Annotated in this window: 14 protein-coding genes; 11 read left to right on the plus strand and 3 right to left on the minus strand. The window is 68.8% G+C overall.

Features of this window, described 5'->3' with window-relative positions; all coding sequences use genetic code 11:
• Positions 1–141: 141 nt before the first annotated feature.
• From ACZ6YV_RS03940 to ACZ6YV_RS03980, 9 genes are all read left to right on the plus strand, one after another.
• Entirely contained in the window at positions 142–654 is a 513-nt protein-coding gene (locus ACZ6YV_RS03940) for an NUDIX hydrolase (RefSeq protein ID WP_465508190.1), read from the plus strand.
• Positions 651–2,798, plus strand: coding sequence for a DUF6049 family protein (locus tag ACZ6YV_RS03945; protein WP_465508191.1), 2,148 nt, complete (start codon positions 651–653; stop codon positions 2,796–2,798). Before ACZ6YV_RS03940 ends, ACZ6YV_RS03945 begins: the two co-directional genes overlap by 4 nt.
• Positions 2,799–3,457: 659 nt before the next feature.
• Complete coding sequence (gene murJ / locus ACZ6YV_RS03950; protein ID WP_465508531.1) at positions 3,458–5,194, plus strand: murein biosynthesis integral membrane protein MurJ; 1,737 nt, start codon at positions 3,458–3,460, stop codon at positions 5,192–5,194.
• Positions 5,195–5,314: 120 nt separating this feature from the next.
• Complete coding sequence (locus tag ACZ6YV_RS03955; RefSeq protein ID WP_465508532.1) at positions 5,315–6,874, plus strand: protein kinase family protein; 1,560 nt, start codon at positions 5,315–5,317, stop codon at positions 6,872–6,874.
• A 31-nt stretch (positions 6,875–6,905) separates the two neighbouring features.
• Positions 6,906–7,559 (plus strand): RNA polymerase sigma factor SigM, encoded by a 654-nt coding sequence (sigM, locus tag ACZ6YV_RS03960; protein WP_378239055.1) that lies wholly within the window; start codon positions 6,906–6,908, stop codon positions 7,557–7,559.
• Positions 7,556–8,341, plus strand: a complete 786-nt coding sequence (locus ACZ6YV_RS03965) for a hypothetical protein (protein ID WP_465508192.1) — start codon at positions 7,556–7,558, stop codon at positions 8,339–8,341. Before sigM ends, ACZ6YV_RS03965 begins: the two co-directional genes overlap by 4 nt.
• Positions 8,342–8,504: 163 nt before the next feature.
• Positions 8,505–9,500 carry a thioredoxin-disulfide reductase gene (gene trxB, locus ACZ6YV_RS03970; RefSeq protein WP_465508193.1) on the plus strand — a complete coding sequence of 332 codons (996 nt, stop codon included), beginning with the start codon at positions 8,505–8,507 and terminating at the stop codon, positions 9,498–9,500.
• A 37-nt stretch (positions 9,501–9,537) separates the two neighbouring features.
• On the plus strand, positions 9,538–9,861 hold the full coding sequence (gene trxA / locus ACZ6YV_RS03975; protein WP_465508194.1) for a thioredoxin: 324 nt from the start codon (positions 9,538–9,540) through the stop codon (positions 9,859–9,861).
• A gap of 250 nt (positions 9,862–10,111) precedes the next feature.
• Positions 10,112–11,260 (plus strand): N-acetylmuramoyl-L-alanine amidase, encoded by a 1,149-nt coding sequence (locus ACZ6YV_RS03980; protein ID WP_465508195.1) that lies wholly within the window; start codon positions 10,112–10,114, stop codon positions 11,258–11,260.
• Positions 11,261–11,624: 364 nt separating this feature from the next.
• Here ACZ6YV_RS03980 and ACZ6YV_RS03985 read toward each other — a convergent pair whose 3' ends face one another.
• Positions 11,625–12,269: a GNAT family N-acetyltransferase gene (locus ACZ6YV_RS03985; protein ID WP_181775548.1), complete on the minus strand. Its 645-nt coding sequence runs from the start codon at positions 12,267–12,269 to the stop codon at positions 11,625–11,627.
• 195 nt (positions 12,270–12,464) lie between these two features.
• On the opposite strand from ACZ6YV_RS03985, the gene ACZ6YV_RS03990 reads away from it, so the two are divergent.
• Positions 12,465–13,784: an aminotransferase-like domain-containing protein gene (locus ACZ6YV_RS03990; RefSeq protein ID WP_465508196.1), complete on the plus strand. Its 1,320-nt coding sequence runs from the start codon at positions 12,465–12,467 to the stop codon at positions 13,782–13,784.
• Positions 13,785–13,821: 37 nt separating this feature from the next.
• On the plus strand, positions 13,822–14,772 hold the full coding sequence (locus ACZ6YV_RS03995) for a D-alanine--D-alanine ligase family protein (protein ID WP_465508197.1): 951 nt from the start codon (positions 13,822–13,824) through the stop codon (positions 14,770–14,772).
• 48 nt (positions 14,773–14,820) lie between these two features.
• Here ACZ6YV_RS03995 and ACZ6YV_RS04000 read toward each other — a convergent pair whose 3' ends face one another.
• Both ACZ6YV_RS04000 and ACZ6YV_RS04005 read right to left on the minus strand, forming a co-directional pair.
• Positions 14,821–15,207 carry a hypothetical protein gene (locus ACZ6YV_RS04000; protein WP_465508198.1) on the minus strand — a complete coding sequence of 129 codons (387 nt, stop codon included), beginning with the start codon at positions 15,205–15,207 and terminating at the stop codon, positions 14,821–14,823.
• Entirely contained in the window at positions 15,204–15,875 is a 672-nt protein-coding gene (locus tag ACZ6YV_RS04005) for an HAD family hydrolase (protein WP_465508199.1), read from the minus strand. The genes ACZ6YV_RS04000 and ACZ6YV_RS04005 overlap by 4 nt, the downstream gene beginning before the upstream one ends.
• Positions 15,876–15,889: the final 14 nt, after the last annotated feature.

A 15,889-nucleotide genomic window follows, 5' to 3' on the forward strand; every position in this document is an offset into this window, starting at 1 on the left:
ATCGCCTGCCCGGCGACCACCTTGTTCACGACAATCCCACCACGATTTGGATGTACTTACCGAGACACTTACTACGACCCGGCCCAACACGGGCACGGAGAGCCAGCGTACCCGTACCGCCGTTTGCTCTAGCATCGCAGCATGTCTGGATCAGCCGGCGCCTCGAAGCCGGGCCGCCGGCGCAGGCGAAGGCGGGGAAGGCGGCTGACCACGGTCGACGAAACCTCGGCCGGTGGTCTCGTCGTCGACGTGGAACGGGCGAACGCCGCGCTGATCGGGCGGCTCGACCGGCACGGCAGACTGTTGTGGTCGCTGCCCAAGGGCCACATCGAGGACGGTGAGACGGTGGAGCAGACCGCGATGCGCGAGGTGAAAGAGGAGACCGGCATCTCCGCGCGGGTCCTCGAGCCCCTCGGCACCATCGACTACTGGTTCGTGGCCGAACGACGGCGAGTGCACAAGACGGTGCACCATTTCATCCTGGAAGCCACCGGCGGCGAACTCTCGGACGAAGATGTCGAGGTGACCGAAGTCGCCTGGGTGCCGCTCGCCGATCTTGAGACCACCCTCGCCTACTCCGACGAGCGCAAGCTGGTCCGGAAGGCCAAAGAACTCTTCGCGCAACAGCACACCGCCGAGGGAGCACCTGAGTGAAGCGGCTTGCCGCCACTGTCCTGTCGATCCTGTTCCTGGCCCTGCCCGCGTTGTTCGGCGCGGTCGCGCAAGCGCAGGAACAGCCCCGGCTGCGCGTGGACCTCGACCCGCTGAACCCCCGCGTGGTCACCACGACCTCGACTTCGCTCACCGTCACCGGCCGCGTCACCAACATCGGTGACCGGCCGATCCGCAAGCTGAGCGTCCGGCTGCAACAGGGCACCCGGCTGCAGAGCGAGCAGCAGATCGGCGACGTGCTCGCCGGCGGCAAGTTCAAGGACCAGTCGGCGACCGAGTTCGTCGACCTCGAACCGGACGCACTGGAAGCGGGCCAGAGCGCGACGCTGAACCTGGTCGTCCCGCTCGGCCAGCCCTCGAAGCTCCAGTTCTCGAAGCCCGGCGTGTACCCGCTGCTGGTCAACGTCAACGGCACCCCGGAGTCCGGCGGCCCGGAACGGCTCGCGGCGGTCAGCCTGCTGATGCCGGTGCTCGGCCTCCCCGGCAGGGCACCCGCGTCGCGTCCGACGTCGCCGCCGTCGGCGAGCCTGCTGTGGCCGATCTCGAACAGCACCGTGCACGTCGTGTCGTCGCCGCTCGGCGGCCCGCTGACACTGGCGGACGAGCGGCTGGCGGGTGAGCTGGCCGCGGGCGGGCGGCTGGACTCGCTGGTCGCGGCGGCCCGCGCGGCCGAAGCCGACACGAAGGTCTCGTCGTCGTTGTGCCTGGCCATCGACCCCGACCTGATCGCGACCGTGGACGGGATGACCCGCGGCTACCAGGTCGTCACCGGCGGCGGGCCGGTGCCCGGCACGGGTGTCGAGACCGCGAAAAGCTGGCTCGGCCAGCTGAAGGCGCTGGTCGCGGGCCGGTGCGTGGTCACCCTCCCGTTCGCCGACGCCGACCTCTCCGCGCTGACGAAGGTCCGCGCGGGCGACGCCACCGACACCGCGCTCCTGGCCGGCGCGCTCGGCGGCGCGTCGACGATCAAGAACCTGCTCGGCATCCAGCCCCAGGACGGCGTGCTCTGGCCCGGCGGCATCCTCGACTCGCAGACCCTCGAAGCGATCGGCAAGGCGGGCGTCAAGACCGTGCTGACCGATTCGGGCGGGCTCCAGTCCGAATCCCCGATTTCGGGCGGGGTCTCGCTCGAAGGGACGGGCATCCGCGCGCAGCCGGTCGACACGCTGATCTCGTCCGCGCTGAACGGCTCGGGATCCACCCAGAACGGGCTCGGCGCGATCGCCTTCCGGGCCGGGCTCGGGCAGACCGAGGGGCAGGGGCGCTCGCGGCTGCTGATCGCGCCGCCGCGGCACTGGACCGCGACAGGCCCCGAACTCACCACGTTCCTGCAGCGGATGGGCGACTTCTACGCCGCCGGTCTCGCCAAGTCGGCACCGTTGCCCGACCTGCTCGGCGAAAGCCCGTCCGGGACGGCGTCGATCGGCTACGACCCGCAGGACCTGACGGCCGCGACCAGCGGCGACGTCACCGCGAAGATGTCCCAGATCGACAACGAGACGCTGGGCCTGTCGTCGGCGATGACGATGGACTCCACCAAACGAGTGAACCCGGCCGACGTGATCGCCCCCGTCCGGCTCGCCCTCATCCGGGCCGCCTCGACCTCGTGGCGCGGCGCGGACGCCTCGATCGCCACCGGCAACGCCCGCGGCGACCTCGAAGCGATCCGCAGCCAGGTCACCGTGGAGCGGCCGAAGCAGACGATCGCGCTGGCGTCCGGCGCGTCGCCGCTGCCCGCGTACATCACCAACGGCCTGCCGGTCGGCATCAACGTCCGCACCGTGCTGAAGAACAACGTGGGCCTGCGCCCCACCGGCGCGGTCCCGGAGCGGACCGTCCCGGCCAACGGCGCCGTCAACCAGCTGCTGCCGGTAGAGGCGCTTCGAGCAGGCCGGTTCAGCGTCGACGTGTCCTTGACCACGCCCGACGGGACGAAACTCGGCACCGACGCGCGGTTCGAGCTGACCTCGACGGAGTACGGCGCGATCACCATCATCATCACCGTGACCGCGGCGGGCGCGCTGCTGCTGCTCTCCTCCCGCCGGATCTACCGGAGAATCAAGGATTCACGGGCCGATCGGGGATGCGAAACCACCCCGCGTGTGACCGAGGACGCACAGGTTTAAGTGTTTCCGGCCTTCGCCGATTACCCTGGGTCGAACGATGCCGCCGGGCATCACGTAGTCGAGCACCGAGGATTGGGCGCACGTTGGAAAGAGAGCCGGGTGTACCGCCCGAGCGTGCAGGCCGTCCCCGGCGCGAAGGTACTCCTCCACCGCCCCGTCGCACCGACGGTCCGGCGCGCCGTCCGGAGCGTTCGGGACGCCCGGAACGCCGTCAGCCGCCCCCGCAGCAGCCCCCGCCCGAACGCGGTGAGCGCCCACGGCGGGCGGTGCCGCCGCCGCCTCAGCAGCCTGCCGACGGCCGTCGGCAGCGGGCCGCGGGCCGTCCCGACGACGAGACACGGCGGCTGAGGGCACCCCAGAAACCGCCACCCGGCCAGGTGCCGCCCCGGCAGGGTCCGTCTCCGACGCCGCCTCCGCCGACCCGGCGTCAGCAGGTTCCGCCGCCGCAGGGCCAGCCGCTGCCGCAGCCGTCGCAGAATCCGCCGCCGAACGCGCCGCCACGCCGTCCGACGGCGCCGCAGGCGCCGACAGCGCTCAATCAGACGCCGCCCCCGCCGCATCGCGGGCGCCGCCAGCCGCCACCGGTCCGCCCGTGGCAGGTCGACCGGCCCGACGAAGCCGACGCGACGCGGTTCATCCCGCGCACCCCCGGCGTCCCGATGGGCTCCCGCTGGCCGGTCGCCGACCCCGACGTCCTCCGCCCGTACGACCAGCTCGCCACGCAGGTCATGCCTGCGATCAAGGACGCGCCGCTGGTCAAACCGCGGCCGGGGGAGACAGGCGAACAAGACGTCGCCGCCCCGGCGCAGGCGCCGTCCATCGCGAAGTCCAGCGGCCGGATGGCGATCGCCTCGCTGATCAGCCGCATCACCGGCTTCGCGTGGAAGCTGCTGCTGGTCGCGGCCATCGGCGCCAAGGTCGAAAACGACTCGTTCAACGTCGCCAACACGATGCCGAACATCATCTTCGAACTGCTGATGGGCGGCGTGCTGTCCAGTCTCGTAGTCCCGCTGCTCGTGCGGTCGCAGGACGACAAGGACGGCGGCGAGGCCTACACCCAGCGGCTGGTGACGGTGGCGGGCACGCTGCTCATCGCCGGAACGGCGCTCGCGGTCTTCGCCGCGCCGCTGATCACCAAGCTCTACGTCGACGACAAGGGGCAGGCGAACCCCGACCTGGTCACCGCGTTCGCGTACCTGCTGCTGCCGCAGATCTTCTTCTACGGCGTGTTCGCCCTGCTCTCGGCGATCCTGAACGCGAAGCACATCTTCGGCCCGACGGCCTGGGCGCCGGTGATCAACAACCTGGTCGTCATCTTCACGATCCTCGTCGTGTGGATCATGCCGGGGGACATCGCCACGAACCCCGTGTCGATCACCGACCCGAAGGTGCTGACGCTGGGCCTCGGCGTGACGGCGGGCATCGTGGCGCAGTCGATCCTGCTGATCCCGCCGCTGCTGCGGTCGGGGTTCAAGTTCAAATGGCGCTGGGGCATCGACAAGCGCATGAAGGAGTTCGGCGGACTCGCGCTGTGGACCGTCGGCTACGTCGCGGTCAGCCAGGTGGGCTACACGATCACGACCCGAGTCCTGACCAGCGGTTCGGAAGGCGGCGTCACCGCGTACAGCAACGCGTGGCTGCTCTTCCAGCTGCCGTACGGCGTCATCGGCGTGTCGCTGCTGACCGCGATCATGCCGAGGATGAGCCGCGCGGCCGCGGACGGCGACCACAAGAAGCTGATCGGCGACCTCTCGTACGCCTCCCGGATCTCGACGGTGACACTCCTGCCGATCTCCGCGGTGATGACCGTGGTGGGCAGTTCGGTCGGGATCGCCCTGTTCACCTTGGGCAAGGGCAAGCCCGAGGACGCGGCCCGGCTGGGCGAGGCGCTGGCCATCTCCGCGTTCGCGCTGCTGCCGTACGCGCTGGTCATGCTGCAGATGCGGGTGTTCTACGCGATGAAGGACGCGCGGACGCCGGTGCTGATCATGATCGTGATGACCGTGGTCAAGGTGCCGCTGCTGTACCTGTGCCCCGCGCTGCTGTCGCCGGACAACATCGTGCTCGGCGTGATGATGGTCAACGGCCTCACCTTCGTCGTCGGCGCGATCCTCGGTCAGGTCTGGCTGTGGGTGACCCTCGGCAACCTCCGGAGCAAGCGGATTCTCGGAGTGATCCTCTTCACGGTCGTCGCGAGCGTGCTCGGGGTCGGCGCGGCGTGGCTCGCCGGGCAGGTCGTCCCTGACTCGTTCGGGCCTACTTTCCATGCCTGGGTGAAACTTCTGCTGCAGACGATGGTCGGGATCGTGGTCTCGTTCGGCGTGCTCATGGCCCTGAAGGTCGAGGAATTGAAGCCCGCCACGACGAGGATCACCCGGTTGATCAAGCGCCGATAACGATTCACGCACGGATGGCCCGCGTTCACGCGTCGTATTCTGGGTACCCTCGGGGCGGGAGCTACGCGGGAGAGTGCGGTGGATACGAGACGGAGCGAACAGGCAGGGGAGGCGAGCCAGGTGGGCGTTCGTGCCCAAGGCGGGTCGCTGGCCCCTGGCCGGGTCGTCGGTGACGGCCGGTATCGCCTGCTCGCACAGTTCGGGGTGGACGAGCGGGCGGCGGCGCATCTTTGGCGCGCCCGCGACGGGCAGCTGAAGCGGGATGTGGCGCTGACGCTGCTGGTCGGCGACCCGGCGGACGCGGAAGCCGCGAGGCTCGCGCGCCGGACGCTGGAGCGTGCCGCGCACGCCTCGAAGTTCGGCCACGGCGGGGTCGCGCGCGTCCTCGACGTGCTGAGCCTCGGCAGCGGCGTCACCTCGAGCGAAGGTCTGCTCGGTGTGGTCGTGGCGGAATGGACCAAGGGCAGCGACCTGGTAGACCTGGTGGCGCAGCGCCCGGTGGCGCCCGCTGCGGCGGCCCGGATGGTGCAGGCGCTGGCGGAAGCCGTCGACCACGCGCACCAGAACGGCCTCGTCCTCGGCCTCGATCATCCGCAGCGTCTGCGGCTCACCCCGGACGGCGCACTGAAGCTCGCCTTCCCGGGCCCGCTTCCCGAAGCGACCCTCCGCGATGACGTCAAGGCTCTCGGCGCGGTCCTGTACCTGCTGCTGACCGGCCGCTGGGCCCTTCCCGGCGGTCCGGCCGCGATCCCGGCGGCGCCGCACGCGCCGACCGGACGCGTCATCCCGCCGCGCTCGCTGGTCCCGACCGTCCCGGTCGAACTTTCGTCGCTCGCCGTCCGCACCATCGAGGACGGCGGCCACGGCGGCATCCGCACCAGCGCGGCCATCCTGCGCGTGCTGGACCAGGCCGCCGAAGCCGAGGAACGCACCCAGCTGATCAAGGCCGTCGGCGAGGAAGAAGCGCCCGCCGAGGCGGACGGCACCGTGTGGACGACGAAGAAGCCAGTCAAGGACGTCGCGCGGCGCAAGAAGCTGGCGTTCGGCGTGACCGTGCTGGTCGTCGCGACCGTGGTCATCCTCGCCTGGGGCGGAATGATGATGATCAACCTGTTCCAGGGCGAATCGAAGTCCAGCGGGCCGAACATGAACGTCGCGGCGTCGTCGTCTTCGGTCGCTCCGCCGCCCCCGGGCGAGCAGCAGCCGCCGCCTCAGCCACCGCCGGGTCCCACCGTGGGCGCCGCGGTGAAGCCGTCGGCCGTCGCCGTGTTCAACCCGGGCAGCAAGGGCGACAGCCCCGGCCGCGCCAAGAACGCGACGGACGGCGACGCGGGCACGGCGTGGAAGACCGACGAGTACGACAAGCAGTTCCCCGTGCTCAAGGACGGTGTCGGACTGGTCGTGACCTTCAAGGACCCGATCAATCTCAGCCAGATCAAGATCGACGCGGGAAGCGCCGGCTCGAAGGTCGAGATCCGCTCCGCCGACAAGAAGAACCCGAAGCTCGACGAGACGAAGGTCGTCGGCGCCGGGGACCTCGCGGCGGGCGAATCGACCATCGCGTTGCAGCAGCCTCAGCAGGGTCAGTACTTCATCATCTGGATCACTCAGCTGGGTGAAGACGACGAAGGCAAGTTCGTCACCGAACTCAAGGAGCTGACCTTCCTGCCTGCGGGGTGACCTCGAACACCGAGTCAGTAGGCTCTCCCGGGTGACAGCTGCAGCTCCAACGGACGCGGATCTCATAGCGGCGCATGCCGCCGGTGACCCGCACGCGTTCAGTGAACTGGTCCAGCGACATCGAGACCGCATGTGGGCGGTTGCCCTGCGCACCTTGCGGGATCCGGAAGAAGCCGCGGACGCCCTGCAGGACGCCTTCATCTCCGCGTTCCGAGCAGCGGGCAACTTCAGAGCCGAATCACAGGTCACGACGTGGTTGCACCGCATCGTCGTGAACGCGTGCCTCGACCGCATCCGGCGGGGCAAGGCCCGGCCGACCGTTCCGCTGCCCGAGACAGGGCAGTTCAACGAGCCCGCCTCGCCGCGCGACTCGATGTCCGAACGCGAGACGAGCCTGGTGGTCAAGGAAGCCCTCGACCACCTTCCCGAAGACCAACGTGCCCCGATCGTGTTGGTCGACGTCGAGGGATACTCCGTCGCTGAGACGGCGAAAATGCTCGGCATCGCCGAGGGCACGGTCAAGAGCAGGTGCGCTCGAGGTCGAGGAAAGCTCGCGAAGGTTCTCGGACATCTGCGGAACCCCGATGCGATTGCGAACGTCCCAACTCACGAAAGCAAACGCGCCACCCCGGAACGGGGTGCCAGGCGTCCTCAGGGCACGCCGGGTGACGGGGAGGGAAGATGACAGACGAGAGCAGGGGGATCGGCGGGACCGTCGGTCCGCCGTGGTCTGTCGATGTGCTCGCCGACCTGCACGCAGGTGTACTGGACGAGCGGGAGGCGGCCGAACTGTGGCCGCTGGTGAACGCCGACCCCGAAGCACTGGCGATCATCGAGGCACTCGAAGCGACCACGGCCGACCTCGCGGGACTCGCGAACGCGCCTGTCGCACCGATGCCGGCGGAGTTCGCGGCACGGATCGACGCGGCGCTGGCCGCCGAGATGCGGACGTCGCCTGCCTTTCAGGGCGCACCTGAAGGGCAGCAGGCGCAGGTCGCCCCGGTGGTGGACCTCGCGGCCGCACGGCGGAAGCGGAACCAGCGGATCGGCTGGGGCGCCGGGATAGCGACCGTGGCCGCGGCGGCCATCGCCGCCGTCGCGATCGTCGTGCCCACCACGCAGCAGCCGAGCACGGGCGACGTCGCACAGCCTCCGCCCGCCCCTGTCGGACCCTCGGTCGGCGGAGACGGCCACGGCGCCGAAGCCCTCGTCGGCAAGGCGATCGGCGTCCGGGACTTCGGCACGCTGAAGACCGAAGAGCGCCTCGACGTGTGCGTCGAAGCAGCCGGACTCGACCCGGACGTGCGGCCGGAAGGCATCCGGCCGGTGAACGTCGCGGGCAAGGAGGGTGTGATGGTGATCTACACCACAGGCAAGCTCGCCCAGTTCCGCATCGTCGCCTTCGGCGCCGACTGTGGCCCGGGCAAACCGGCGATCCTCTTCGACAAGATCATCGGCCAGAAGTAGCTGTAGAGCGATAGCAAAGGTCCCTTGCTCCCCTGACCGGGAGCAAGGGACCTTTGCTATCGCCGCCGCAAGCCAGGAGAAGTAGCGCCGGTCACCCCGGGAACACCGGCCCTTACGATCGTGTTGAGCCTGGTGAACAGGTCACTACGAGCGGAGGTCACGGGTGGCTGCCGAGGAGATCAGGAACCTGATCGTTGTTGGGTCGGGTCCTGCGGGGTACACCGCCGCTGTCTACGCGGCACGAGCGCAGCTCGAACCACTGGTGTTCGAGGGCACTCAGTTCGGCGGTGCGCTGATGACGACGACGGAGGTCGAGAACTTCCCCGGCTTCCGCGAAGGCATCCAGGGTCCCGACCTCATGGAAGAGATGCGCGAGCAGGCCAAGCGTTTCGGCGCCGACCTGCGCCAGGAGGACGTCGAGTCCGTCGAGCTGACCGGTGACGTCAAGTACGTCGTCGCGAACGGCAAGCGCTACGCGGCCCGCGCGGTCGTGCTCTCGATGGGTGCCGCGGCGCGCTACCTGAACGTCCCGGGTGAGCAGGAACTGCTCGGCCGCGGTGTTTCGGCCTGCGCCACCTGCGACGGCTTCTTCTTCCGCGACCACGACATCGTGGTCGCCGGCGGCGGCGACTCCGCGATGGAGGAGGCGACCTTCCTGACGAAGTTCGCCAAGTCCGTCACGATCGTCCACCGTCGCGAGGAGTTCCGCGCCTCCCGGATCATGCTGGAGCGCGCCCGCGAGAACGAGAAGATCAAGTGGGCGCTCAACAAGCAGATCACCGGCGTCGAGGGCGAGGGCAAGGTCGAAGGCCTGAAGCTCAAGGACACGGTGACCGGCGAGGAATCGCAGCTGGACGTGACCGGGTTCTTCGTCGCGATCGGTCACGACCCGCGCAGCGAACTGGTGCGCGGTCAGGTGGACCTCGACGAGGACGGCTACGTGCTCACGCAGGGCCGCACCTCGTACACCAACCTTCCCGGTGTCTTCGCGGCGGGCGACCTGGTCGACCGCACCTACCGGCAGGCGATCACGGCCGCGGGTTCGGGCTGCGCCGCGGCGATCGACGCGGAACGATGGCTGGCGGAGCACGCCGGTGTCGAGACCGCCCACGAGACACCCGAGCTGGTCGGCGGCGGCTACGGCGCCACCACCAACTGACTTCCCAGCACCCGTTCACCACCCAGGAGGAGACACCATGGCCAACACCGTGACGGTGACCGACAAGACCTTCGTCGATGACGTCCTGACGAGCGACAAGCCCGTCCTGGTCGACTTCTGGGCGACCTGGTGCGGTCCGTGCAAGATGGTCGCCCCGGTGCTCGAAGAGATCGCGGCGGAGAACGGCGAGAAGCTGACCGTCGCGAAGCTCGACATCGACGCGAACCCGAACACTGCGCGTGACTACCAGGTGATGTCGATCCCGACGCTGATCCTGTTCCAGGGCGGCAAGCCGGTGAAGCAGATCGTCGGCGCCAAGCCGAAGGCCGCGCTGCTGTCGGACCTCGCCGACGTCCTCTGATCTCGCGTTTCACCTGCCGAAACCCGGGGCCTGCCCAGGCTCCGGGTTTCGTCGTTCTACGGAACGGGTAGATCTCACCGTTACGGGAACGCCTGAAGGAGTTCCACGAACGGGGACTTGACGCACCGACCGGGCCTCCGCGCTCACCGAGAGTTCACAGGGCACAATAGAGCACCGGGGTTCGCCCCGCAGGGTTTTCAAAGTCGTGCATCGAGCTCGATCGGTGCCCCAAAGGAAGAGCGAGGAGTGCATGCGGGTACTCCGCCGCGGTGACGCCGGACCGGACGTCGCCGAGATCAGGTCCACGCTGACGGCGATGGAGCTGCTCCCGCCGGTGACCGAATCCGGGGAGTACGAGGTCTACGACACGGCGCTGGAACATGCCGTGCGCGCGTTCCAGCAGGGTCGTGGGCTCATCACCGACGGTCTGGTGGGTCCTGCGACCTACCAGGCGCTTCGTGGCGCGGGCTTCCACCTGGGCAGCCGCCCGCTGACCTACATGTTCTCCGCGCCCATGCAGGGTGACGACGTCTTCGCGCTCCAGGAGCGGCTGACCGAGCTCGGTTTCGACGCCGGCCGTCCGGACGGGCACTTCGGCGCCCAGACCGAACGAGCACTCAAGACCTTCCAGCGCGACATGCGCCTGGTCGCCGACGGTATGTGCGGTCCGGCCACGATCCGCGAGCTGCACCGGCTCTCCTCGCCGCGTGCGCGCGGCGGCCGCCCTGTCTTCCTGCGTGAGCAGGAGCAGGTGCGCCAGGCGGGCCCGCGGCTGCGCGGCAAGCGCATCGTGATCGACCCTGGCCACGGCGGCGAAGACCTCGGTGTCGTCGCGGGTGAGCTGCGGGAAGCGGACATCGCCTGGGATCTGGCGCGTCGGCTCGAAGGCCGGATGCAGGCCACGGGCATGGAAGCGCTGATCTCGCGCGGCCCGAACCAGAGCCCGAGCGAGGGCGACCGGGCGAAGTTCGCGAACGAGGCGGGCGCCGACCTGTTCCTTTCGCTGCACAACGACAAGAACCCCTCGCCCAAGGCGCAGGGTGTCGCGAGCTTCCACTTCGGCACCGGCAACGGCACCACGTCGACCGTCGGTGAGCTGCTGGCGGGCTTCATCCAGCGTGAGCTGGCCGCCCGCACCGGCATGCTCGACTGCCGCACGCACTACAAGACCTGGGAGATCTTCACCCGCACCCGCTGCCCGGCGGTGCGGATCGAGATCGGGTACCTGACCAACCCGGAAGACAGCGGCAAACTGGCCGACCCGGCTTTCCGCGACGTCGTCGCCGAAGGCATCCTTGTCGCCGTGAAGCGCCTGTACCTCCTCGGCGAAGGGGACCAGCCGACCGGCACGTTCACCTTCGCGGACGTCCTGGCCCACGAACTCGCCAAAGCGGAGTAGCCACTCCTCCACACCCGCACGCGGGCGCACATCCCTCTGCCGAGCCCCTCGGCACAACCGGTTGTGTGCCCCCTCGCCCAAGGGCGCCACACCTAGATCCACGCGACGCGCAGCCCCCACCCTTCCCGGGGGGCGTCCCCAGGTCCAGCCTACCCATCCACAGATTTTCCACCGCTCCTATCAGCGATCTGTGGATAACTCGGCGGGTTACCCACAGCTGTCCCCAAGCCGGGGGATGGCCGCTGCGCGCACCCGGAAACTCTGCTACGACGCCTCACCCAAACGCTATGAAAGGCCCGTTCCTTGCGAAATTTGCAAGGAACGGGCCTTTCATAGCAACCGGAAGGTGGTCGTCCGGAAAAGATCAGGCGCGGCCCAGGCTCGGTTCGGCGGTCGTGATGGAGACCTGGCCGAGCAGCCGCTCGAGGGCCGCCTCCACGTCTTCCTTCCACGAGATCGCCGACCGCAGTTCCAGTCGCAACCGCGGCCACCGCGGATGCGGCCGCACGGTCTTGAACCCGACGCTCTGCAGGAACGCGGCGGGCAGCACACAGCTGTGCCCGCCGTCCGGATCGGTCTCGTCGGGCTTTGCGTCCCCGAAGGCCTCGATCGCGCGGACCCCGCGTTTGGTCAGATCCTTCGCGACGGCCTGCACCAGCATCCGGCCGAGCCCGCCGCCCTGGAATTCGGGAAGGATCTGGAAGGCGGTCAGCAGCACCGCGTCCGGGCCGGGCGGCGAAGTCGGGAAGGCCAGCGAACGCGGCACGGCGTTCGGCGGCGCGTAGAGCACGAAGCCGACGGGCAAGGTGTCGCTGTAGACGATCCGGCCACAGGAACCCCATTCCAGCAGCACGCTGGAGACCCAGGCTTCCTTTTCGACCTCTGTCGCGCCGTACTCCTCGGCCTGTGCCTTCATATGCGGCGCCAGCTCCCAGTACACGCAGCGGCGGCAGCTCTTGGGCAGATGCTCGAGGTTGTCCAGGGTTACGCCCACGACGCGACGCGACACAGACAAACCTCCCTGAACGACGACACCCGACGCAGCCTTGTCCCGAGCAGGGCTCGCTGAAGGGGTCCTGTCCGAGGATAGGCGGATGTGATGAACACCGGAAGGCCAGGGCCCCTCAAGGGAGGGTGGTTACACTCGATGGAACTACCAGTCGGTAGCGACTATGTCCACTTCGAAGCACGGGTGAAGCGCCTGATGACCGAGAATCGCCCTGTCCGGCCGGAGCCCGGCCGCCACAACCTCGACCCTCATCTCGACCGCTACGCCGCGCGTACGGCCGGAATGACTGCTTCCGAGATCAGGGCATTGTTCGCGGTGGCCAGTCGCCCCGAAGTGGTCTCGCTCGCCGGCGGGATGCCGAACCTCGCCGCACTCCCGCTGGACACGTTGTCCGCGCAGGTCGGCGAGCTCATCGCCGAAGAAGGCCTGGTCGCGCTCCAGTACGGCTCCGCGCACGGCGTCCCGGCGCTGCGCGAGCAGATCTGCGAGATCATGGCCCTCGAGGGCATCAAGGCCCACCCGGACGACGTCGTCGTGACGGTCGGCTCGCAGATGGGCCTCGACATGGTCACCCGGCTGTTCTGCGACCCGGGCGACGTCATCATCGCCGAAGGCCCGTCGTACGTCGGCGCGCTCGGCTCTTTCGCCGCGTACCAGGCGGACGTCGTGCACGTGGCGATGGACGACCACGGTCTGGTCCCCGAGGGGCTGCGCGCCGCGCTCGCCCAAACGCGGAAAGCGGGCCGCCGGGTCAAGTTCCTCTACACGATCCCCAACTTCCACAACCCCGGCGGCGTCACGATGGCCGTCGAGCGGCGCGCGGAGATCGTGGAGATCTGCCGGGAGAACGACATCCTCATCGTCGAGGACAACCCGTACGGCCTGCTCGGCTTCAGCGGGCAGACGTACCCGGCACTCCGCTCGATCGACCCCGGCAACGTCGTTTACCTGGGCTCTTTCTCGAAGACCTTCGCCTCCGGACTGCGGGTCGGCTGGGTGCTCGCGCCGCACGCCGTCCGGGAGAAACTCGTGCTCGCGGCCGAGTCCGCGACGCTGTGTCCGCCCACGCTTAACCAGTTGATCGTGTCGCGATACCTCTCGACTCACGACTGGATGGGTCAGATCAAGACCTTCCGCGAGAACTACCGGGAGCGCCGGGACGCGATCCTGTCCTCGCTCGAACAACATATGCCCGTCGGCTGCAGCTGGACCAAACCCGACGGCGGTTTCTACGTCTGGATGACAGTCCCCGAAGGCGTGGACACGAAGGCGATGCTGCCGAGGGCCGTCACGGCCCGGGTCGCGTACGCCTCCGGAACCGGTTTCTACGCCGACGGTTTCGGAAGCAGACAGCTGCGTCTTTCCTACTGCTACCCGACGCCCGAACGGATCCGCGAAGGCGTCCGGCGGCTCGCCGCGGTGCTCGAGTCCGAAATGGACTTGGCGCGTACCTTCGGTAACGTGAGCCCACGCTCGATCTCGGGGCCGCAGAACCCCTCTCCGGACACGGTCTGATCGGCCGGACGTCCCCAAAGAACAAAAGGAGTCCTCGGTGGTCGACCGCACCGTCGCCGTACTCGCAGGCGGACTTTCCCACGAACGCGATGTCTCCCTCCGCTCCGGGCGCCGGCTTTCGGTCGCGTTGCGTGCGGAAGGCCTGATCGTCGAGGAGTGGGACACCGACGCCGGTCTGCTCGAACGCCTTCGCACCCAGCGCCCCGACGCGGCCATCGTCGCCCTTCACGGTGGCGAGGGGGAGAACGGGGCGGTGCAGACGGTGCTGGAGATGCTCGACGTGCCCTACGTCGGCACCAGTTCGCAGGGCTGCCGCCGCGCGTGGGACAAGCCGACGGCCAAGGCGCTCGTCGCCGATGCGGGCTTCACGACGCCGGACTGGGTCGTGCTGCCGCACAGCACCTTCCGCGAACTCGGCGCGCAGGCCGTGCTGGACGCGATGGTCGAGACACTGGGCCTGCCCCTGATCCTCAAGCCCGACCAGGGCGGTTCGGCGCTGGGCGCGCAGGTCGTCAAGGAGGCGTCGGAGATGCCCGGCGCGATGGTCGGCTGCTTCGCTTACGGCGACACCGTTCTCGCCGAGAAGCTCGTCTCTGGCGTTGAAGTGGCCGTGACAGTCATCGAAGGCGAAGAAGGCCCCGAAGCCCTGCCCGCGGTCGAGATCGTGCCGGAGAGCGGCGTGTACGACTACAAGGCCCGCTACACCGCCGGTCTGACCGACTTCTTCACGCCCGCGCGGATCAGCGACGACGCCGCCAAGTCGGTCGGCGAGCTGGCCGTCGCCGTGCACCGGCAACTCGGGCTTCGCGACATCTCGCGCACCGACGCCGTGGTCGCCGAAGACGGCACGGTCTACTTCCTCGCGGTGAACCTGTCGCCGGGCCTCACCGAGACGTCGATCGTGCCCATGGCGATGGAAGCCGCCGGTGCCACCCTCGGCTCGGTCTTCGCCGATCTCGTCGGACGGGCGATTTCCCGAAAGAGCTGAGCCGAACCCGTCGAAGGGGACTTGCCCGTCAAGGGCGAGTCCCCTTTTTCATGCCTTGGCCACGACGACGACCTGGTACTCGTCCTCGTAGATGATCCGCCCTGGGTTCGCCGACCAGACGGTCACGCAGGGAACTTCGAGCGTCTCCAGGATCGCCAGGTAGCCGTCGACCCTGTCGATGAAGAGCCGGGCGGTCGCCTTGAACCACGCCGCTGCGTCGGGATTCACCGCGGCGTCGTAGACGCTCGGATCGGTGTGCACCGGGTTGATGAAGTTCGCGTCGTACCAGTCGTTGTTCGCCCGGCGGAAGGCCTCTTGTTCGACGGAGAGGTGCCCGGCCCGCGCGAGGTTGTTGACGAGACCGAAGACGCCGGTGAAGGTTCCTCGCTCGTTGCGAGTCGGACTCTGGAAGCGGACGAAGGTCGGCTCGCTCATCGCCGGGACCATCCGCGCACCCACGCCAGCAGCTCCTCATCGAGCAGGGAATCGAGCACGACATCGGCGGGGAAGTCCTGCTGCTTCAGCGTGGGCACCCCGATGACGGGAACCCCTGCCGCCCGCGCCGACCGGAGCCCGGTCATCGAGTCCTCGAACGCCAGCGCGTCGGCAGGCTCGACCTTCAAGAGGGCACAGGCGGTCAGGTACATCTCCGGATCCGGCTTCGGCGCGGCCACCTCGTCTGCGGCCAGTTTCACGGGAAACATCGCCGAAAGCCCGCCGCGAGCGAGCGCGGCGTCCAGGAGAGCTCGGGGCGAGTTGCTCGCGACGGCGACCGGAACGGCGGCGGCGGTCAGTTCGACCAACTCACGCGCGCCGGGCATCGCCTCCGCTTTCGCGGTGACGACCTCGGTCACCAACCTCAGCAACTCGTCCGTGATCCCGGCGCCGCCGCCGGGCTCTCCGAACGCTTCCGCCATCGCGTCGGCGGCGGCCGGAAGCGACTTGCCGATCACCAACGCCTTCTCGTCCGGGCCGAACGGCAGACCTCGCCGCGCGAACAGTTCGGTCTCGGCCACCGACCAACACGGCTCGGTGTCCATGAGCAATCCGTCGCAGTCGAAGACCACCGCGCGCGGATTTCGGCCGTCGAAGAACTCCTTCACACTTGCCCCCAGTT

The sequence above is a fragment of the Amycolatopsis sp. NPDC102522 genome, assembly GCF_055584485.1.

Coding starts and splice junctions, on each gene's coding strand:
- trxA (WP_465508194.1), top strand. CDS start 9,538: ATGGCCAACACCGTGACGGTGACCGACAAGACCTTCGTCGATGACGTC.
- ACZ6YV_RS03965 (WP_465508192.1), top strand. CDS start 7,556: ATGACAGACGAGAGCAGGGGGATCGGCGGGACCGTCGGTCCGCCGTGG.
- ACZ6YV_RS04000 (WP_465508198.1), bottom strand. CDS start 15,207: ATGAGCGAGCCGACCTTCGTCCGCTTCCAGAGTCCGACTCGCAACGAG.
- ACZ6YV_RS03940 (WP_465508190.1), top strand. CDS start 142: ATGTCTGGATCAGCCGGCGCCTCGAAGCCGGGCCGCCGGCGCAGGCGA.
- murJ (WP_465508531.1), top strand. CDS start 3,458: ATGGGCTCCCGCTGGCCGGTCGCCGACCCCGACGTCCTCCGCCCGTAC.
- ACZ6YV_RS03990 (WP_465508196.1), top strand. CDS start 12,465: ATGACCGAGAATCGCCCTGTCCGGCCGGAGCCCGGCCGCCACAACCTC.
- ACZ6YV_RS03980 (WP_465508195.1), top strand. CDS start 10,112: ATGCGGGTACTCCGCCGCGGTGACGCCGGACCGGACGTCGCCGAGATC.